Here is a 20,518-nt window from a genome sequence, read left to right as displayed (position 1 = left end):
CTACCCCCATATGTCGGTTGAGATGTGTTCCGACCCCGACTCATTCGCCGTCAGCCAAAGGGTAGCTAAAAAAGCCCCGTCCCAAATTAGCTACCCCGCCAACGGCGTCCTTAGATCACCGTCACTCTGCCTTGGTTACCCACGATGGCCTTGGCCTCGGCCAACAGCGGAATCGAGCGTGCGTTGACCTTAGCAGGTACCTCGGCACGCAGCACGCGCCCGTCCGCCTGCTCGATAAAGATCTCTACGCGGTCGCCGCCCGGGTTGGCGGTGAGCACCGTGGCAAGACGCGCCATGTTGCCCTGGCTAAAGCGACTGTTGGGCACCATGACCTCAAACACCTTGGGCTTGTTGTTCTCCTCGTTGAGCTCAAGCGGCACAATCTCCTGCGCGATGATCTGGTCGCCGCGGTCCGAGCGCTCGAGCTTGCCCTTAATGCGCACAAACGCATCGGACAGCTGCGCGCCGGTCTCGGGGTCGACCTCGCCGTACAGATACCCCTCGGCCTCCTTGAAGGTCTTGGGGAACACCACGACCGTGGCCTCGCCTTCCATGTCCTCGAGCTGCACGATGCCCATGGGGTCGCCGTTTTTGGTCACGCGCTTGGACACGCTCGAGACCATACCGGCCCACCATAGCGCCTTGCCCTCGGGAATCTCCTGGTTGATGGTGCCGCCCGTGGGGTTTTGCACCTCGTAGCCGGTGTCGATCTGCGAGAACGAGAAGTCGCGCGCTTTGCTGAGCGCATACTCAAACGGGCGCAGCGGGTGGTCCGAGACATAGATGCCCAGAACCTCCTTCTCCTGGCTCAGCTTAAGGTGGCGGTCCCATTCCTGGCCATCCGGATCGGGTACGCTCACCTCAAAGCCCGAGCCCTCAACGTCGCCAAACATGTCGAAGAACGACGTCTGGCCGCTCGCGCGATCCTTCTGGCGCTTTGCCGCGGCATCGATGATGTTCTCGGGGTTGTTCTTGTCCACAAAGTGCATCATCTGACGACGCGGATACCCCGTGGAGTCGAAGGCACCTGCCTTGATGAGCGATTCGATCACGCGACGGTTGGCCTGGCTCGAGTCCACGCGCTCGACAAAGTCATGCAGCGTCTTAAACGGACCGCCCGCCTCGCGCTCGGCGATAATCGCCTGCGCCACGCCGGTGCCCACGCCGCGGATGCCGGCCAGACCAAAGCGCACACCTTCCTTGGTAGCCGTGAACTCGGTACCGGACTCGTTGACATCTGGCGAAAGCACGGGGATGCCGTCATGACGGCATGCCGAGACGTAGTGCACGATCTTGTCGGTCTTGCCCGTATAGGACGTCAGGACGGCCGCCATGTACTCGTGCGGATAGTGCGCCTTGAGCCACGCCGTCTGCATAACCAAGATGGCGTAGCCGGCGGAGTGCGACTTGTTAAAGGCGTAAGATGCGAACTCGAGAACATCGTCCCAAATCTTCTGGGCGACCTCGCGCGTGTAGTTGTTCTTGATGGCGCCGTTCATCCAGTGGTCGTAGGTGGTCTCGTCCGAGCCATCCTCCCAGTGGAGCACCGTCGACGTGAGCAGCTTGATCTTCTTCTTAGCCACGGGCTTACGGATACGCGAGTCCGATTCGCCCTTGGAGAAGCCGCACATCTCGACTGAGATGAGCATAACCTGCTCCTGGTAGACCATGGTGCCGTAGGTTTCGCCCAGGATGTCGTCCAGACGGTCGTCGTAGGAGACGGCCGGCTCCTTGCCGTTCATACGGTTGATGTAGGACGAAACCATGCCGGCGCCCAGCGGGCCCGGGCGGTACAGGGCGATCAATGCCACGACGTGCTTGTACTCGGTGGGCTTCATGTTCTTGATCGTGGCCGTCATGCCGGCGGACTCGACCTGGAAGACGCCGGCGGTGTGGCCGGAGCCCATGAGCTTAAAGATCTCGGGATCGTCAAAGGGAATCTCTTCCTCTTTGATGTCGATGCCGAAGTTCTTTTTGATGTTTGCCTTGGCCTTGGAGATAACCGTCAGCGTACGCAGGCCCAAGAAGTCCATCTTGAGCAGGCCCATGTCGGCAACGGTATGGCCCTCGTACTGGGTAATCTCGACGCCGCCCTTGGTGTCGAGCTTGGTGGGCACGTGCTCGTTGACGGGGTCGCGGCAGATCAGAACGGCGCACGCATGCACGCCCTCGCCACGGGTGAGGCCCTCGATCGAGAGCGCCGTGTCGATGATGCGGCGGGCGTCGTCGTCCTTTTTATAGGCCTCGGCAAAGTCGGGGTTAAACAGATCCTCTTTGCCGGGTTGTTTTTCGAGCACCTGCTTGAGCTTGACCTTGGGGTCGCTCGAGACCATCTTGGACAGGCGCTGGCCCATGTAGACCGGGTAGTCCAGGACGCGCGCGGCGTCGTTGATGGCCTGCTTGGCCTTAATGGTCGAGTAGGTGATGACGTGGGTGACCTTCTCGGGACCGTAGAGCTGGCGAACGTGCTCCACGACCTCGAGACGCCGCTCATCGTCGAAGTCCATATCGATATCGGGCATCTCGGTACGCTGCGGGGACAGGAACCTCTCGAACATCAGACCGTTCTCGAGCGGGTCGAACGCGGTGATGTTCATGGCGTAGGCGACGATAGCGCCGGCGGCCGAGCCACGGCCGGGGCCGACGCCGATGCCGTTGTCCTTGGCCCATTGCACGTACTCGGCGACGATCAAAAAGTAGGCGGCAAAGCCCTTGTCGCAAATGACCTTGTATTCGTACTCAAAGCGCTCTTTGATGTTGACGCCACCGATCTCGCGCGTGGCCCAGTCGTCACCGTAGTGCTGGCGCAGGCCTTTCTCGCACTCGCGGCGGAACTGGCTCTCGTGCGTCTCGCCGGGATCGAGCAGCGGGAAGCGCGGCAGGATGATGGAGTCCCAGTCCAGCTCAACGTAGCACTTGTCGGCGATCTCGAGCGTGTTGTCGCAGGCCTCGGGGCAATACGGGAACATCGCCCGCATCTCCTCCTCGGTCTTCATGTAAAACTCCGAGCCGGTCATGCGCATGCGGTTGGGGTCGTCGACCTTGGCGTTCATGCCGATGCACATGATGACGTCCTGCACGGGCGCGTCCTCGCGGCGCAGGTAGTGGAAGTCGTTGGTGGCGATGACCTTGACGCCCACCTGTTTGGCGATATCAATGAGCGTGCGGTCCATCTGCTCGTCGGTCAGGCCGTTATCGGTGGTGATGCCGTGTTCCTGGATCTCGATGTAGAAGTCGCCGGGGTCAAAGGTATCGCGGAAGGTCTCGGCCCACTTGATGGCGCCCTCCATGTCACCCCGGTCGATGTATTTGGGGATGATGCCCGCGATGCAGGCGCTGGTGCAGATCATGCCCTTGGCGTGGCGGCGCAGGTTGTCGAGCGTCACGCGCGGCTTGTAGTAAAAGCCCTGCACGGCGGCCTCGGAAACCGTTTGCATCAGGTTGACGTAGCCCTCCTGGTCCTTGGCCAGAAGGATCATGTGGTAGAGCTCGGGCTTGTGGTCGCGGGCGAGCGTCTCGTCCGGCGTAAAGTAGACCTCGCAGCCAAAGATGGGCTTGATGACCAGAGGCGGCTTGAGCTCGTCGATATTGCCCTTCTCGTCCCACATGGCCATGTCCTTCACATACTGGGCATGCTCGCGCGGGTTTGCCTCGGGATCGGGCTCCACCAGCTCGTCGCGGCGGTCCTTTTCCAAGAAGGCCTTGTCGTGGCTCCACGTTTTGTACTCGGGCGTGTTGTGGTTGACGGCGTCGCAGGCCAGCGCCAGATCGGGCACGCCATACATGTAGCCGTGGTCGGTAATGGCCACGGCGGGCATGCCCAGCTCTACGGCACGGTTGACCATATCCTGGATACGGGTTGCGCCGTCGAGCATGGAGAAAACAGTGTGGTTGTGCAGATGGACGAATGCCATGTGATGAGCTCCGATGCGGGTTCGTGTTCTGACTGAACGATTTTACCCCACGGCACGGACAGCGCCCGAACCTAGCCAAACCCACAGAGGCAGCTAATTTGGGACGGGGCTTTTTTAGCTACCCTTTGACTGACGGCGAACGAGTCGGGGTCGGAATACATCTCAACCGATGTATGGGGGTAGCTAAAAGAGCCCCGTCCCAAATTAGCTACCCCTGAGCTGCAGTGGAATCGAAAAGGATTCCACCGCACGTTATCTGAGGGCTAGAGGTTGTAGGTGACCACCTGGGGCTCGGCGAGCTCGACTAAGACAGCTGGGGCCGTCTGCTCCACGCGGACGAACTTGACGGTCACCGTCTTAAAGCCCGCCTTATGCAGAACATCCGAATAGACGCGCGCCTGCAGGGCGTGCTTCTCGAGCAGCTGGTCGGGTGTCTCATCCGGCGTGCCACCCGTCTTGTAATCGATGACCAGTGCGCGTGACGGATCGGCCGGGTCGGTCGCCAGCGCATCGATGGCGCCCTCGGCATATGCACCGAAGCGGGCAATGTCCTTGTCCTCACAGCCCAGCGAGAAGAACGGTACTTCGGCACGGACGCACGGCCAGGCAAGAAGCTCGGCACGGACCGACGACCTGAGCCAGCGATTCAGGGCAACGTCAAAACGCTCGCGCTGCTCCGGCGTCAGGCACCACAGGCGCGTCAGCGCATCGGCACGCTCAGCGGGCAGCGCATCGGCACCCATCTCGATGAGCCACTGGCAGGCAGCATGGAACGCCGAGCCCAGCGCCATGGGGTTGCCGGCGGGCTCGACAGCAGCCACGTCTGCATCGGCCATCTCCGAGCCATCCGACTCGGCATCGTCGCCCGCCTCATCCATGGGAACACGCGCCTCGGCGGCACGGTCTTCCGTCTCGGCATGGAGCGCCGCGGCGATCGACGAATAGCTGTACGAATCACGCGCCGGGAACGGACACGTGCCCATGCGCACGCCCGCCGCCTGGGGATATACGAGTTCAAACGAATCGGGCTTGGGGTCGGCAGGACCGGGCACGGTTGAGTGCGCAGCATTATCGGCGACATCGGTATCGCCACGAACGAGCCTGCCCTCGGCATCCAGCGAAGCGTTGGCCTCAAACGCCTGCTCGCCAAAGGTAAAGTCCGAAAGCGAAATGAGCTCGTAGTCGCCCGGCTGGGAGTTGTCGAATACCAGGCGGTCGGCATCGAGCTGCGGCATGTCCAGAGCGTCGGTCGGCAGAATGCGGCGCAGCACGTCGTAGGTCAGATCGGTCTCGACATCGAAGGTCGGCGCACACAGCTTGCCACGGCTCACGCCCGCATCCATCGCCAAGATCACCAGCTCGCGCGCACGGGTCATGGCAACATAGAGCAAACGGGCCCGCTCCTCGAGCGAAAGCTGCAGGTCGTCGTTGCGCAGGCGAGCAAATGCCTCGGCGGGAGAACCCGTCGCACAGACGTCCTCCATGAGCTCCGGCGGTAGCCACAGCGACGTGCCCTTGCCCTTAAACGCATGCTCAAACTGCTTTTTGACGTCATCGCCCTTTACGAACGTACCGTCCGAGAGTTTAACGCCGTCGAAGCGTGCCGGCAGCGCCACGACCTGCGCTCCGCCCTCGACGCGACCCATCTGTGCCGCACCCGAGGACTTACGCACGCCAAAGCAATCGGCGACCGCCACGACCGGATATTCCAGACCCTTGGAGGCATGAACCGTCATGATGCGCACCGCGCCGTCGCCCTCCTCGTTGAGGGCGCCCGGGGCCTCCTTGCCCGCCAGGAAGCGATCGAAGGCAAGCGCAATGGAGCGCGGCGAGTTACCGAACTCGGCCTCCGCCTCGTCCACGGCATCGAGCGCCTTGAGCACGTTGGCGGCGATGGCCTTGCCCTCGGGGCCGCGCTGCGCCAGGCGCACGAACCAGCCGGAAGCATTGACCGCGTCGCGCGCGATGGCGGCGAACGAATCACGCCCCACGCGACGCAGTGCGTAGCGCAGCACCTCGCGGGCACGCGTCACGAGCGGCAAGCCCTGCAAGCCCGGCACATCGGAATCGCTCATGATGCCCGCGTCGATGTTGCGGCGCGACGTCTCGCCCGTCTGATCGTCGAGTTTGGTCGCCAGCGCCAGGAACTCCTGGGCGCCGAGTGCAAACATCGGCGAGGCCAGCAGTGGCATAAGGCCCTGCGCCGTATCGGCCGGATTGGCAAGAGCACAAACCAGGGCGCGCACCGTCTGCACCTCGGCAGCTTGGGCAAAGACTGAGCCGCCCGCGATGACGCAGTCGAGCCCCTGGTCACGGAAGGCCTGTGCGTAGACGTCTGCGTTGGTCATGCGGCCCAGCAGCAGCACCATGCCGCCCTGGGGCTGGCCGGCATCGGCAAGCGCGCGGAATCGCTCCGCGATCGCGCGGGCCTTGGCCTGTGTGCGCTCCTGCGTACTGCCGCCGGCAACAAAGAGGGCCTGGCGGCGCGAGGCATCCGCCACCAGTGTGTCCTTGCGGCCGTCGCTCGCCTCAAGATCCAAAAAGCCCTGCATCAGGCCGCCGTCATCGCCGTCGAAGACGCGGGCCACATAGCGCAGCACCTCGTCGTGGCTGCGGAAGTTGCGCACGAGCTTGACGAGCTCGCCGGCGGGGGCATCGGACGTGGCAACCGTCTCCGACGCCGCCGTCGATTCCACCTTGCGCTCCTGGCGACGGAACACCTCGACCTCGGCGCCGCGGAAGCGATAGATCGACTGCTGCGCATCGCCCACGGTGCACAGCGCGCGCTCCCCCGCACCCGTCAGGTAGCGGATTAGATCGACCTGCATCTGATCGGTATCCTGAAACTCGTCGATCATGACCATCTTAAAGCGGCCCTCGTACGCAGCACGAATGGCAGGGTAATCGCGCAGGGCCTCGTAGGCCATGCGCAGCAGGTCGTTATTATCGAGGGCGGACTGGGCAGCCTTCAGTGCGCGATACTCGGCCTCTACAGAGCGGGCCAAGCCCACCAGTGCATCGAGCGCGGGGCCACCGCAGGCAAGCACGATATTGATAAATGCATCGGCGGCCTCGGCCTTGAGCAGCTCGACCTGCTCCTTGGGGAACGCCTTGCTCGCGCGCGGCATGGTGCACGACATCATGAGTCGCGCCGCATCGGCCATGGTCTTGCCGCTCGCCTCGAACGCGTCGATGGCGTCGAGCGCCGTCTGCGCCTTCTCGGTCGCCGCCTTGCTTGCGCCCAGCGCCGAGCGATAGGCATCGGCGAGCGCCGAGGTATCGGCCTGGCCACGCGCCACGCACACGTCGTCCATGCCGCCCGGCAGCTGGCTCGAGAGCTCAAGCAGGTCGCGCACCAGGCCCTTGATGGTCGTGCCGGCACCAAAGGGGCCGCCCTCGCCCGCCATGGGATACCAGGCGTAGAGGGCCTTGAGCGATGCCGCGAGCTCGGGGGCGGCATCGGGTGCCGTCGCGCGACCCAGCACATGCTCAACAGCCTGGTCCATGAGCTCGTCGGTATCGGTGAGCACCGTGAACTCGGGGTCGATGCCCAACTCCAGCGCGTGTGCGCGCAGGATACGCGAGCACATGCCGTGAATGGTCGAGATCCACGCGTCGTCGACGGTCAGTGCTTCCTCGTCCATGCCCTCGTCGATAAGCGCACGGCGCACGCGATCGCGAATCTCGGCCGCGGCATCCTTGGTAAAGGTAATGGCGAGCACCTGGTCCAGATGCTCGACGAACGGACCTGATTCGGGCGAGAGCGCGTAGACGATGCGGCGCGTGAGGGTAAAGGTCTTGCCCGAACCGGCGCCCGCCGAGACAAACAGCGGACGGTCGAGCGTCTTGACGATCTGCAGCTGTTGCGGCATCAAGGTCGAAAGATCCATGGTCTACACGTCCCTCCTTACAAACGTTCCTTCGTGGTTATACGAGCAGCGGGCATGCGCGGCCTGCGTCGACACCGGGTCGACAGCAGTGACGTTGCCCGCCTCGAGTTCGCGCAAGCGCTCGGCGATGCCGGCCTCCACGCGATCGAGCAGGGCGTCGAAGTCCATGCTGCCACCCTCGCCGGGGAAACCTTTCTTAAGGCCCGGGATGCGACCGTCGCCACGCTCCTCCTCGAGCAGCTCGGCGCTCGCGGCACCGCGCAACGCCGGCTTGCCGCCCTTGGTCGAAAAATAGAGCGCCGCACGGGTATCCAAATCCAGCGCCCGGCGCATGGCCTGGGCGTAGATGAGCGTTTGGGTATGTGGCGGCAACCAGCGCGGATCGTCGATGGGCGCCGTGCCCGATTCCTCGTCGCGCACCGTAGGGTCGGCAAGCTTAAACTCCTCAACGCCCGTGCGATGCTTGTAGTCAATCACCACAGCGCGATTCTCGGCATCCACATCCACGCGGTCGATGCGCCCGCCGAGCGGCCAGCCGGCATACTCGACCTGGAGCTCGTTGAACGCAAACTCCAGGTAGCGCGGAGCGAAGGGGGCAAGCGCCTCGGACTCGTAGGCAAGCACGCCCTCCAGCTGCGGCAAGATCTCGGCCACCTGGCGCTCCTCCACCGGCGAGAGCGGCACCAGCGGGCCCTCGTTGCCACGCTTGCCGGCGTGCTCGGCCAAGGTCTCGGCAAAGACCTCGTGCAGCAGCTCCTGCGCACGCGGCAGGTTTTCGGGCGTCACACGCTCCATGCCCTCTTGGGGCAAACGGGCATGCAGATGTTCCAGCACGTCGTGGACAAAGTTGCCCTTCTCCATGTTGCCAAAACCCGCGTCGATAGACTGGGGCTTAACGCGATACGAGACGAACCAGCACAGCGGGCAGGTGGAATAGGCCTCGATCTGCGAGGCAGACGTCAGACGCGGTACAAGCGGCGCGTCCTCGCCCTCACCGTCCCGACGGCGCAAGACCAGATATGGCACGGCCGCCTCGCTCAAATGCTGAGGAGCCTCGCATGCCACGCGCTCGCGCTTGAGGCCCTTGCCGGCTGCAGGGTCAAAATCACCTACGATATCGCCCTCGCCCACGCATGTCACCTGAGCGGCGCCGGTGGCCTCGGCATGCGCCCGCAACTCGGTCCACACGGCAGCCGGATAGCACTCGCGCGCCTGGCGATCGTGCGTCACGCGCGCAAGCGCAACCGGGCCACGTGCCGCCCGCATCGCGTGGCCAAAGCGCACGCGCAACAAGGCCGCAGGCTCAAGCGTCACGCCCTCGCGACCAAGGCTCGCAGCCAACGTGGCCAGCGGTCCTTCCTCGTGTGAGAGCGGATAGCTGTCCAGATCGACATCGGCAAACAGCACGGCATCGTAGCTGCCGGGGCGCAGAGCCGCCGCATCGGCAAGCGAGGCAAAGCGAACCTGGGCACGTGGCGCACCGTCAACCTCGTAGGTCTCGTAATCGTAGGCGGTGCTACGCTTGTCCACCTTGGTGCGAATGCCATCGAGCACGGGCACGGTCGCGGCCTGCGACACGTCGAGCGCGCGGGCGTCATTCATAAGGATGTCGATGGCGTGGCGCAGCAGGGCCGTCTCCGCTTGGCGACGAGCTTGGCCATCCAGGCTGCCCAGCGAGCGATCGGGCAACGCCTCGGCAACGGCAAGCATGGCCTTGACCGCCGTCACGGGCTTGTCGCGCCACAGTGCCTGGAACACGTCCGAGACCACACACGGTACGTTCTTAAACCAGTTTTCGTCGCTCGCCGCCTTGCGTGCGCCCCTCACCTGGCCTTGCACGCTCTGCAGCAGGCTCTTAGCGCCCGCGGTAGTCTTGCTACGCGAGAGACGCATATTCTTATCGAAGATACGGGCATTGGCGGCATCAGCGCCCGAAAGCGGGCTGTAGATCCAGTCGGTAAGCTCCGGCGCGGGCCACCACTCGGTCTTTGACGCCACACCCTCATCGGCCGCCTTCATGCGCTCGATCAAGCTGGCAAGCGCCGCAAACTGCCTGCCCGCAATGGATTGGGAAAACGCCGTGAATTCAGTTGTCTCGGCAGCGATATGACGAGCCGCCAGACGAGAGGCGAGCTCACCGAACAGCTGGGGTGCCCGGGCAGAAACAACGAGCACGCGTACGGGGTCGGCGGAGAGGCCGGCGGTATCGTCGGCCCCGAAACCCTGGCACGCTTTTACCAGATCATCAATTGCGTCCGCATAAGCATGAGCACGGGCGTGGGGGCCAGCGACCTCAATAAAGGCAGGCTGAGCGGTAGCTCCACAAGCGGCATCAGACGCGACGGCGTCCTCCCCCAGCGGCGCGACCTCAAACAGCACACCGCTGGCATCAAATGCCGCGGCAAGTTCCTCGCGCATCGCCGCCTGCTCGCGAGCAAGCAGCACGACGACCTCTCCCCCACTGTTCGCCACAGCAGACAGCAGCTCGAGCAGACCGTGCGTAAACGACGTGACGCCGCGTACACAGACGGCACGGGCGCACGCCGGCAGATTATCGGCCAGAGCGCCGGCCATAATGTCAGCCGCCTCGCAGGGCTCGACCATATCTCGACGGTCCAAACCGCCCGCGTAGGCACGCAAAAGCTCGAACACACGAGCCTCGGCATCGCTTTTTGGCTCAGGCCGGCAATTGTTGCCACGGCATCGCTCGGCAGCTGTCCCCGCCACACCTGGCAGCACATCGCGGGCCATGCGCGCAAGCATGCGCACCGTGCCCTGGCTGCGCGAAAGCGGCTGCAGGTCGACATCATCGAGACGCGTGACCATGTCCGAAAACAGCATCTGGCGCTGCAGGTTGTCGACGAAACCGCGCCCGTCGCCCAAAAGCTCCCAAAGCGAGCGAAGCCACGACGCGGGCGTCTTGTAATCGATGCCCAGCGAAACGCCGGCTTCCGCCGCATCATGACGGCACAGGTCGAGCTCGGCAAACGTTGGCGCCAGCAGCACGGCACGCCCGTGGCGGGCAATAAGGTCGGCAAGCAGCGCCGACTCGGCATCGCTCAAATCCGTGCCGGCATTAGTGGTATAGATTCGAACAGGCATGGTCCTCCACTCAAACTGTTCGCAATAATCAATGCATCCATCCTACCCGCCCAAGCGGACACATTGCCACCGCAGCTTCATCTTTTGGCGCTTTGGAGACAAGTCGCTTTGCACCGCATTGGTGCAAAGGGGGCAGACTCGTCCGTTGGTGCAAAGGGGACAGGCTCGCTTGCACCAATTATTCGGCATATAAAAACCGCCCCCGGAGGAGCGGTTTTTCACAATTCGTTTTGCCGCGGCCTATTCGCCATCCTCCAGCTTAATGAGGATCTTGCGGTAGCCACCGTACTCGCCGTTGAGCGCCTTGGATACACGGCTCACCGTGGTGGACGAAGCGCCGGTACGGACCTGAACCTCGACATAGGGCTCGCCCTCGTCCAGGTAGCGCGCGACCTGCAGACGCTGCGATAGATCGCAAATCTCGCGCGGCGTGCAGATATCGGTCAAAAACGCTTGGATATCTTTCTCGTCGTCCAAAAGACTAAATGCGTGGACTAGCTGCTTGACATCAGGCTTGTCAAACATGTTCTCGATATTCATCGATCACCGCCAAACCCGCCAAAAGGCATCGAAGTTGATACTGGCACCGGGCATCGTTCGCCCATTCAATGCAATAGGGCAACGCATGTAGCTTTTGCCCGTAGCAGTTTAGCACACCACCAAACTAAAGTGACAAGACTCTCTGTCAGCGGCGCGTTTTTTAGGACGAACGCCGTTTTGAAACCGAATGCGCACGCAAGCTCCACGAATATCTGAGACAATGGGCGCCCAACGCAGAGGCGCACGCCAAGGCAACCATCCGATTCGCCGCGGCAAACGAGCTTACGCGCCACCAACACGTCACGCGCACCGGAAAGGAACCCACCATGCGCTTCTTGCTCAACTGGCTTTTGACCTCAATCGCTATCGCGATCGCCACGTTCCTCGTCCCCGGCATTCAGCCCTTCGGCATGGCCGACGCCTGGGTCTGCTTTGCCTTTGTGGGACTGTTCCTCAACGTCGTCGACTCGCTCGTCAAGCCGCTCCTGACGGTCATCTCGCTGCCGCTCACCATTATCACGCTGGGTATTTTTCAGCTTGTAGTCAACAGCTTTATGCTCGAGCTTGCCAGCTACCTATCGGTAAATCTGCTGGGAGCGGGCATCTCCATTGCCAGCTTTGGGTCGGCCTTTATGGGTAGCATTTTGGTGTCCATCACTCGAAGCATCTTCGACAGCATCGCCAGGAACTAAAGCAACCGGATACGGACCGCCATAACACGCCAAAACGAAGGCCGTCCATCGCAACGATGGACGGCCTTCGCCTTTGTCAAGCCTCAGAGGACAAAAGAATCTACCATTTCTACCCCGTCCCCAAATGGCTGGTGGGGCTAGATGACGTAGTCGTAGCCCCCGTTGGGGGCGACGAGCGCATCGAGCGTCACACCGTCGAGGTAGTCGTTGATGAGCTTGTCCAGGTTCTTCCACACGTCGAGCGTGGGGCACTCATCAGATCGCGAGCAGCCCTTGCAGTCGCCATCCAGGCAGGCGACCGGCGCCAGGCTGCCCTCGGTCAGGCGCAAGATCTCTCCCACCGTGTACTGCTCGGGCGGGCGCGTGAGCACGTAGCCGCCGCCCTTGCCGCGCATGCCCGAAAGCATGTTGGCGCGCACGAGCGTAGCCAAGATGTTCTCGAGATATTTCTCGGAAATCCCCTGTCGCGCCGCGATCTCTTTGAGCGGGATGCGACCGGCCGCCTGGTGCTCGGCCAGGTCGACCATAACGCGCAGGGCGTACCTGCCCTTAGTAGAAACCAACATATATAGTGCTGCCTTTCGGTCTTTTAATCCGTTGAAATTCTAGCCGAAAAATTGGCTTTGAAAATACCCATTCCAGTCAAGGTGGTTAATCGGCTCGTAATAATCTCCTATTTCCTATTGCATTACTAGGCTTTAGTGTCTACTATGCTTGCCAACAGCTAAACAAACAACCTATAAGGTTTATGGGTTTAGCTACTAGGCCACCGTAAAACCACACGGTATCCAGTCATTTGAACACTTTGGAGGTTCACCATGAGCAAGGTTTATACGTCCATCGATCAGCTTATCGGCCACACCCCGCTTTTGGAGCTCACTCACTTTGAGGCCGATGAGGACCTCAAGGCCCGCGTGCTCGTCAAATTGGAATACTTCAACCCCGCCGGGTCCGTTAAAGACCGCGTCGCCAAGAACATGATTGACGAGGCAGAGAAGGCCGGCAAGCTCGTGCGCGGCGGCGACTATACCATCATCGAGCCCACGAGCGGCAACACCGGCGTCGGCATCGCCTCGGTGGCGGCGGCTCGCGGCTACAAGGTGATCATCACCATGCCCGAAACCATGTCCGTCGAGCGCCGCAAGCTTATGCAGGCATACGGCGCACAGCTCGTGCTCACCGACGGCTCCAAGGGCATGAAGGGCGCCATCGCCAGGGCCGAGGAGCTGCAGAAGGAGACTCCCAACAGCATCATCGCCGGCCAGTTTGTGAACCCCGCCAACCCCGCCATCCATAAGGCCACGACCGGCCCCGAGATCTGGGACGACACCGACGGCAAGGTCGACATCTTCGTCGCCGGCGTTGGCACCGGTGGCACCGTGACCGGTGTGGGCGAGTTCCTCAAGGAGCAGAACCCCGAGATTCAGGTTGTCGCCGTCGAGCCCGCCACCTCCCCGGTACTCTCCAAGGGCCAGGCCGGTCCGCACAAGATTCAGGGCATCGGTGCCGGCTTTGTGCCCGATGTCCTCGACACCCAGGTCTATGACGAGATCATCCCCGTCGAGAACGACGACGCCTTTGCCACCGGCCGCGCCGTGGGCCACAAGGAGGGCGTGCTCGTGGGCATTTCGTCCGGTGCCGCCGTGTGGGCCGCGCTGCAGCTAGCCAAGCGCCCCGAGAACGAGGGCAAGACCATCGTGGCACTGCTCGCCGATACCGGTGAGCGCTACCTGTCCACGGCACTGTTCCAGGACTAGAGCCTTTTTTCCCATAGGTTGAGCTCAGGGACGAGCCTGCCTCCTCTCTCCCGGCGGTCTGAGCCCATCCCGTCAGGGTGTCCCACGAGACGTCCGAACTTGCTACAATGTCTGCGGCGCGGAACCAGCCTCCCGCGCCGCTTTTCTTTTTTGGCCACATGCCACCAAGGAGAACCTCCCCATGCACAACAAGCGCGTGCTCGTCGCCATGAGCGGCGGCGTCGATTCCAGCGTGACTGCCTATCTGCTCAAGTGCCAAGGCTACGAATGCGTCGGTGCCACTATGCGCCTCACCTGCCCTGCGCCCGATCCCGTCACGGGCATGAGCAAGGTCGACCGTGACATCGCCGATGCAAAGGCCGTCGCCGATCGCCTGGGGATACCTCACCATGTGCTCGACCTGCAGCAGGCCTTCGACCGCAACGTTATCGAGCGCTTCGTGACCGCCTACCAGGAGGGGCTGACGCCCAACCCGTGCATCATCTGCAACCGCCATATTAAGTTTGGCGCGCTGCTCGACGCGGCACTCGATATGGGCTGCGACTACATTGCCACGGGTCACTATGCCAAAACGAGCCAAGCGCCCGATGGCACCTGGCAGCTGCACCGCGGCGAAGACTCCAAGAAGGACCAGAGTTACTTTTTGTATTCGCTCACGCAAGAGCGCCTGGCACGCACAATCTTTCCGCTGGCAGGGTTGGACAAAGAGCGCGACGTGCGCCGCATTGCCGCCGAGCAGGGCTTCATCAACGCCAAGAAGGCCGAGAGCGAGGATATCTGTTTTATCACGGACGGCGACTACGCGGGCTATATCGAGCGCCGCTGTGGGCATGCCGCCGAGCCAGGCGATATTGTATGGCGCGACGGCAGCGTGGTCGGACGCCACAACGGCGCACTGCGCTATACCGTCGGCCAGCGCAAGGGCCTGGGCGTCGCGATGGCGCGCCCCGTGTATGTAACGGGCGTCGATGCCGCCAACAACATTGTGCATCTGGGCGAGGCTGAGGACCTGACGGCGACAGCACTCACGGCCAACGACTGGATCTGGAGTGCCCCTGCCGACCGCATGGAGGCAGAGCTCACGTCCGGCGACATTCGCGTGGGCACCAAGTACCGTTACCGTCAAAAGGACCAGGCAGCGACCCTTACACGTGGCGCCGACGGACAGATGCTTCTGACCTTTGACGAGCCGCAGCGCGCCGTCGCCCCCGGCCAGGCCGTTGTAGTCTACCGCGGCGATGTCGTCCTGGGCGGCGGCACGGTAACTGCCGCCATCAAGTAGCCGCAGGATTATCGCCGCACGTGTCGAAGCACTTCAACAGCAGCATTCACCTCGATTACGCGACGCTCGAGGCCGCGGCAAATGGACTCGAGCCGGCCCTCCGCTGTGGCCCATTCGCTCTGCGAAAGAATCTCGATCGCCTCATCAACAAATCCGTTGAGCCGCGATGAATCGAACCAATCGAGTGAGTCCGCAAGCGCCAGCTGGACGGAAGGGTCGGGCCCAAACGGCTTAGCAGAAAACCCAAACTCCCCAGCTGCGAGCACGGCAGTTGGTACGTTATACCACAGGCAGTTGCCGCTATCGAACAGCGGAGCAGGCCTTATCTCCAGGGTGTCGACATTGCGGATGATGCCGAAGTTTCGCCAATGGCGATCGCTGTTGGCCAAAAGGGCATCGCAGACAATCATCTGCGACATAGACCTTCTCACGGCAGCCTCGTCTGCTCCATGCTTACCAAGAAAGCGGCAGTACCGGTCGTATGTCGAGTTTCCCCGCTGGCTACCAAGTGCGCCCTTAACGTAAACAGCCGGAACGTATTCCTCGCGGCCGTCAAGAAAGTCGTCGCACAGACACACAGGGCCATCGAACATTCGCTCAACCGTATAAGGAACAAACTCGCCCTCCGACAGCAAGCGACGATGTAGAGCCGTTGCAACCGCCTCGTTAAAGGGACGCTGATCGTCCATGCCGCAACCTTTAGCCAAAACGCGAATGCCGTTTCGGATCATCCACGATTTAGGGAGCTCGCCCTCGGACGTGTTATCCGGATTTTTAAGACCGATGCCCTCCAGCCAACCCGAACGTCCCTCGGGCGCCGATCGCTCAAAATCATTCTCGAAGTAATTGAGGTTTCGCCATTTGAGCCCGTCGCATTCTGCCGGCCGCAGCCAATAGCAATCCGAAAGCGAGAGGCCCAGGCACCGAACCGGAACCTCGATGCCACTGGCAATTCCCAGTTCACGATAGCGCGAGACGAGTCCGGGGCGAACATCGGGCACCGACCGATGGCTCCACCACACGTTGAGCTCCCGTTTATTCACCGTAGGAGAAGAGCTCGAGCACGTGCCAAACGGCATTCGTTGTGCATCGAGGACCTCCGCGATTTCGAAGGGAAATTCGCGCGACGGATCAAATGAGACATGCGCGACCTCATGGTCGGCCGACATCAGCGTAAACTTGCGCCCCACATCGGCCGCAGGACGGCGTCCACGTTTGCGGACCTTTTGATAAGCGACCGCGGAATTGTACTCGACCATCTTCCGTCCGCCCACAATATCGCACGCGAGCGTTCCCGATGCGGCAAGTTGAGATATGCGGGCTTTCGTAACGCCCAGCAGGCGGGCAGCATCACCCATAGACAAGTACTCAGACGTATCCATACACCGCATCACCTCGTTAAGTAATTTACACGTTTAGTTAATAGATTACATACATCATTATACTAAACAACCCAAAGCGAAAAAAAGCCCGAGAAATCGGGCTTTAGCGATTGGTCAGCCGAGTCGCAAGCTGCTCCCCTAGCGCTGAACGTAGGCGCGAACCAGCTCGTAGGTATTGCGCACGCCGTCGATGTGGCTGCGCTCGTAGTTGTGGCTCGCGTACACGCCGGGGCCGATCAGGCCGTGACGGATGTCGTAGCCGGCGGAAAGCGTGGCCTCGACGTCCGAGCCGTAATGCGGGTAAACGTCGATGGCGTAATCGAGCTCGAGCTCGCGCGCGATATTGGACAGCGTGGTCACCAGATCGTAGTTGTAGGGACCGCCCGAATCCTTGGCGCAAATCGACACCATGCGCTCGGTGCAGCCCAGGTCGTCGCCCACGCAACCCATGTCAACGCTGATCATCTCGCGCGTGTCGGCCGGCACAAAGGCGCCACCGTGGCCGACCTCCTCGTACACCGTAAAGAGCAGCGACACCTTGCGCGAAAGCGACACCTCGCCAGCGGCGACGGCACGCGCCAAACCCAGCAAAATGGAGGCCGACAGCTTGTCGTCCAAGAAGCGGCTCTTAATATAGCCGCTCTCCGTCACCGTGGTGCGCGGATCCATAGCGATGATGTCGCCCGTCTGAATGCCCAGCTCAAGCACGTCATCCTTGCTGTCGACATTCTCATCGAGCAGGATTTCCATGTTCTTCTCGATGGTCTTGACCGGCTCGTCGGCCACGTGCGCCGAAGGCTCGGTATTGAGGACCACACCCGTGTACACATTGCCATCGCGCGTGTAGACGGTGCAGTTCTCGCCATCGGCCGTAGACCACTGATGCCCGCCGAGCGTCGTGGGACGCAGGCGACCATTGTCCTTAATGGAGCGCACCATGGCGCCCAGGGTATCGACATGGCTCGCCAACACAAGCGGCTCGCCCTCGCCGCCAAGCTCAACCAGCACGTTGCCCTTATTGGAACGCTCGGGGCCAAAGCCCATATCGCGCAACGTTTCCATTAGATAATCAGTCGCCGCACGGGTATAGCCCGTAGGCGAAGCAATAGAAGTCAGCGTCTTAAGCTGTCCCGCGATATAGGAGAGCGTCTCCTCTAGAGAAGCATCAATATTAGAAGCCATATGCGTCCTTCCAAGTAAAACTAAGACCGAGTCCCGATTTTAACCGTTCTGCACGGTCAATGCCCTAGGAGCCGAGCCGCCTCCCGACGTCCCCGCACCGGTTTTGTGCACGCGCACGTCTTACAATCCCAATCTTGCATAAATCCTATCGGTATCTGCATAGAAATGAGGAATCTTTTTGCTTCGTCTCAGGGTACCCCACCTTGGGCCGTGCAAAAAACGGAGTATTCAGCACCGTGGGCCCCAACGACCCCATCGCGAACGACAAAACGACGCGGTTACAGCAGTGTTGCAGGTCGTCGCAAAGCAGAAACTCAGTAACAACCCCCTCCACTCATCGATAGCCCGCCCACAATGGCTGTCGATGGGCGCCTGTGGGCCACTACGGACCCTTCAAAACGTTATGCATTTTTAAGAGCTTGCTGAATACTCCCAAAAATGCACGCTGGGAAGTGCACCACCTATCCGCAGCGGGCAGCATGCTTTAGTTTTACCCGTCCCAAGACATCGACGCAGCACAAAAAGCCCCGCCGTGCGTAGCGCGGCGGGGCTAGCGGCAAGTCAAAAGACCATACGCCTACGGGCGAAGGACCACCAAACTGGGCTAGGCAGCCGGGCAGATCTTCTTGAAGAGCTCGATGACATCGTCGAGCGTCGCCTCGCGCGGGTTGCCCGGGAAGCAAGCGTCGGCCATGGCGTCCTTGGCCAGGACCTCGATCTCGTCAGCCTTCATGGCCTCGCAGACGTGCGGGATGTTCACGTCAGCGGAGAGCTGCTTAACGGCGGCGATAGCGGCGTCGGCAGCCTCATCGGTGCTCATGCCCGTGGTGTCAACGCCCATGGCGACGGCGACCTTGGCCAGGCGCTCGGCGCAAACCGGCTTGTTGAACTCCATGGCAATCGGCAGCAGCATGGCGCAAGCGACGCCGTGCGGGGTGTCGTAGTGGGCGGACAGGGTGTGAGCCATGGCGTGATCGATGCCCAGGCCAACGTTAGAGAAGCCCATGCCGGCAACATACTGACCAAGAGCCATGCCCTCGCGGCCGGAGCCGGGCTGGCCGGACTTGGCCTCGGCAACGGAGTCGCGCAGGTTCTCGCTGATCAGCTTGATGGCCTCAAAGTGGAACATGTCGGAGAGCTCCCAAGCGCCCTTGGTGGTGTAGCCCTCGATGGCGTGGGTCAGAGCGTCCATGCCGGTGGAGGCGGTCAGGCCGGCGGGCATGGAAGCCATCATGTCGGGGTCGACGACGGCGACCTCGGGGGCGTCGTTGGTGTCGACGCACACGAACTTGCGGACCTTCTCGGGGTCGGTGATGACGTAGTTGATGGTCACCTCAGCAGCGGTACCGGCGGTCGTCGGCACGGCGATGGTGAACACGGCGTGGTTCTTAGTGGGAGCAACGCCCTCGAGGCTGCGGACATCGGCGAACTCGGGGTTGTTGATGATGATGCCGATGGCCTTGGCAGTGTCCATAGAGGAGCCGCCACCGACGGTCACGATAGCATCAGCCTCGGCGGCCTTGAAGGCCTCGACGCCGTCCTTGACGTTCTGGATAGTGGGGTTGGGCTTGATCTCGGAGTAGAGGCTCCAAGCGATGCCGGCGGCATCGAGCTCGTCGGTCACCTTAGCGGTAACGCCAAACTTGACCAGATCGGGGTCGGAGCAGACGAAAATCTTCTTGTAGCCGCGACGCTGGAGCTCGCCGGGGATCTCCTTGATGGCGCCGGAACCATGATAAGAAATGGTGTTGAGAACGAAACGATTAGCCATTGATAGCCTCCCATCGTGTGCGGGGCACCCATTACGCCCCACGCTATAAGTCCCATCCTAACGCTTTTGAAGCGAAAAACGCGTGAGAACGTCAGATTATTTAAAGCGTTTCAACAACTGGTATCGTCACCGCCTGACCACTAAACAAAAAAGGGGCGGCCGAGATGACCGCCCCCTCCCCATTATTGATCAGTGTGGCAAGGGGTCAGCCCCTTGCCACATCCTGCCACTATTTTTGGCAGGCCTCTTTCCAATCTTCGCAGGCGCGCTTCCAGCGAAAACGCAGGTCGCGCTCGCGGTCGATAAACATGATGGCAAACGCCACGAACAGCAGCACGCTCGCCACCGCAATAGCGTGCAGCCCCATGCGCTCAATACACCAGTTTCCCAGCACAGCGCCAAACACAAAGGTAAAGATCACGCCAAAGTACAGCAGGCCGTTTTCCAAAAAGCCGCGCTTGTGGGTGATGATGTAGTCGTCCACGTTTTGCAGCGCATTGCGCAGGTTACCGATGCACATGGTCGTGGCAATGCCGTGACCGTGGATCTTGCGGAAGCTCTCGACCTGCATACCGCAGGCAAACGAGATGAGGCAGTTGGCGAGCAAGTTGTAGCCGCCACCGGGGATAAAGCTCACGCCCAGCAAGATGACGGCTTCAAAGAACACCGTCACCTGGCGCCAGTGAATCACGCTGCCAAACCGTTCGTGTACCAGGTCGGCAAGCATAATGCCCACGGCAAACGACACCACAGGGAAGAAATAGCGCCCCGCGAGCGCCCAATTGCCCTCCGAGATACTCACGCCCACCAGCAAGATGTTGCCCGTCTGCGCGTTGGCGAAAACATGGTCGCGCCCAATGTACGAATAAACGTCCATAAAGCCACCGGCGAGCGCCAAGATGATGCCCAGCTCAATAGACTCCGATATCTGTTTGGCACGCTGCATCGTCGTGCGCCCTCCTTGTTGACGACCCTCTCGTGCGTTGGCGGAAACATAGCCGCCGTT

12 protein-coding genes are annotated in these 20,518 nt (G+C 61.6%); 3 read left to right on the top strand and 9 right to left on the bottom strand.

Annotation, left to right across the window (positions count from 1 at the left end; translation table 11 throughout):
• Nucleotides 1-110 precede the first annotated feature (110 nt).
• From dnaE to ACQRCA_RS01460, 4 genes are all read right to left on the bottom strand, one after another.
• Entirely contained in the window at nt 111-3,914 is a 3,804-nt protein-coding gene (dnaE, locus tag ACQRCA_RS01475) for a DNA polymerase III subunit alpha (protein WP_427717806.1), read from the bottom strand.
• Nucleotides 3,915-4,177: 263 nt separating this feature from the next.
• Complete coding sequence (locus ACQRCA_RS01470; protein WP_427717804.1) at nt 4,178-7,804, bottom strand: UvrD-helicase domain-containing protein; 3,627 nt, start codon at nt 7,802-7,804, stop codon at nt 4,178-4,180.
• Nucleotides 7,805-7,807: 3 nt separating this feature from the next.
• Nucleotides 7,808-10,906: a PD-(D/E)XK nuclease family protein gene (locus tag ACQRCA_RS01465; protein ID WP_427717802.1), complete on the bottom strand. Its 3,099-nt coding sequence runs from the start codon at nt 10,904-10,906 to the stop codon at nt 7,808-7,810.
• A gap of 240 nt (nt 10,907-11,146) precedes the next feature.
• Nucleotides 11,147-11,446 carry a YerC/YecD family TrpR-related protein gene (locus ACQRCA_RS01460; RefSeq protein ID WP_154515917.1) on the bottom strand — a complete coding sequence of 100 codons (300 nt, stop codon included), beginning with the start codon at nt 11,444-11,446 and terminating at the stop codon, nt 11,147-11,149.
• 326 nt (nt 11,447-11,772) lie between these two features.
• On the opposite strand from ACQRCA_RS01460, the gene ACQRCA_RS01455 reads away from it, so the two are divergent.
• Complete coding sequence (locus ACQRCA_RS01455; protein ID WP_427717799.1) at nt 11,773-12,138, top strand: phage holin family protein; 366 nt, start codon at nt 11,773-11,775, stop codon at nt 12,136-12,138.
• A gap of 137 nt (nt 12,139-12,275) precedes the next feature.
• Here the strand turns inward: ACQRCA_RS01455 and ACQRCA_RS01450 are convergent, their stop codons facing one another.
• The gene (locus ACQRCA_RS01450; RefSeq protein ID WP_154515923.1) at nt 12,276-12,704 is read right to left on the bottom strand and encodes an RrF2 family transcriptional regulator; all 429 of its coding nucleotides are present in this window, start codon (nt 12,702-12,704) and stop codon (nt 12,276-12,278) included.
• Between the two features lie 252 nt (nt 12,705-12,956).
• Here ACQRCA_RS01450 and cysK point away from each other — a divergent pair, with 252 nt between their 5' ends.
• Both cysK and mnmA read left to right on the top strand, forming a co-directional pair.
• Entirely contained in the window at nt 12,957-13,895 is a 939-nt protein-coding gene (gene cysK, locus ACQRCA_RS01445) for a cysteine synthase A (protein WP_154515926.1), read from the top strand.
• Nucleotides 13,896-13,953: 58 nt separating this feature from the next.
• Nucleotides 13,954-15,177 carry a tRNA 2-thiouridine(34) synthase MnmA gene (gene mnmA, locus ACQRCA_RS01440; RefSeq protein WP_427717862.1) on the top strand — a complete coding sequence of 408 codons (1,224 nt, stop codon included), beginning with the start codon at nt 13,954-13,956 and terminating at the stop codon, nt 15,175-15,177.
• A gap of 8 nt (nt 15,178-15,185) precedes the next feature.
• On the opposite strand, the gene ACQRCA_RS01435 is transcribed toward mnmA, so the two are convergent.
• From ACQRCA_RS01435 to ACQRCA_RS01420, 4 genes are all read right to left on the bottom strand, one after another.
• Nucleotides 15,186-16,559, bottom strand: a complete 1,374-nt coding sequence (locus tag ACQRCA_RS01435) for a hypothetical protein (RefSeq protein WP_427717795.1) — start codon at nt 16,557-16,559, stop codon at nt 15,186-15,188.
• Nucleotides 16,560-16,697: 138 nt separating this feature from the next.
• Complete coding sequence (locus ACQRCA_RS01430) at nt 16,698-17,741, bottom strand: M42 family metallopeptidase (RefSeq protein WP_427717792.1); 1,044 nt, start codon at nt 17,739-17,741, stop codon at nt 16,698-16,700.
• Nucleotides 17,742-18,345: 604 nt separating this feature from the next.
• The gene (gene fucO, locus ACQRCA_RS01425; protein ID WP_154515935.1) at nt 18,346-19,512 is read right to left on the bottom strand and encodes a lactaldehyde reductase; all 1,167 of its coding nucleotides are present in this window, start codon (nt 19,510-19,512) and stop codon (nt 18,346-18,348) included.
• Nucleotides 19,513-19,741: 229 nt separating this feature from the next.
• Entirely contained in the window at nt 19,742-20,458 is a 717-nt protein-coding gene (locus tag ACQRCA_RS01420; RefSeq protein ID WP_154515938.1) for a YoaK family protein, read from the bottom strand.
• Nucleotides 20,459-20,518: the final 60 nt, after the last annotated feature.

The sequence above is a fragment of the Collinsella sp. SGI.095 genome (genome assembly GCF_050314535.1).
Lineage (GTDB): Bacteria > Actinomycetota > Coriobacteriia > Coriobacteriales > Coriobacteriaceae > Collinsella.
The sequence above is the reverse complement of the archived record's forward strand: the minus strand, read 5'-3'. Positions and strand labels throughout refer to the sequence as shown.

Bases quoted from the DNA above. Each gene is read 5' to 3' on its own strand.
- ACQRCA_RS01465 (WP_427717802.1), bottom strand. From the start codon at position 10,906: ATGCCTGTTCGAATCTATACCACTAATGCCGGCACGGATTTGAGCGAT.
- ACQRCA_RS01420 (WP_154515938.1), bottom strand. From the start codon at position 20,458: ATGCAGCGTGCCAAACAGATATCGGAGTCTATTGAGCTGGGCATCATC.
- ACQRCA_RS01455 (WP_427717799.1), top strand. From the start codon at position 11,773: ATGCGCTTCTTGCTCAACTGGCTTTTGACCTCAATCGCTATCGCGATC.
- cysK (WP_154515926.1), top strand. From the start codon at position 12,957: ATGAGCAAGGTTTATACGTCCATCGATCAGCTTATCGGCCACACCCCG.
- dnaE (WP_427717806.1), bottom strand. From the start codon at position 3,914: ATGGCATTCGTCCATCTGCACAACCACACTGTTTTCTCCATGCTCGAC.
- ACQRCA_RS01430 (WP_427717792.1), bottom strand. From the start codon at position 17,741: ATGGCTTCTAATATTGATGCTTCTCTAGAGGAGACGCTCTCCTATATC.
- ACQRCA_RS01460 (WP_154515917.1), bottom strand. From the start codon at position 11,446: ATGAATATCGAGAACATGTTTGACAAGCCTGATGTCAAGCAGCTAGTC.
- ACQRCA_RS01435 (WP_427717795.1), bottom strand. From the start codon at position 16,559: ATGGATACGTCTGAGTACTTGTCTATGGGTGATGCTGCCCGCCTGCTG.
- ACQRCA_RS01470 (WP_427717804.1), bottom strand. From the start codon at position 7,804: ATGGATCTTTCGACCTTGATGCCGCAACAGCTGCAGATCGTCAAGACG.
- fucO (WP_154515935.1), bottom strand. From the start codon at position 19,512: ATGGCTAATCGTTTCGTTCTCAACACCATTTCTTATCATGGTTCCGGC.
- ACQRCA_RS01450 (WP_154515923.1), bottom strand. From the start codon at position 12,704: ATGTTGGTTTCTACTAAGGGCAGGTACGCCCTGCGCGTTATGGTCGAC.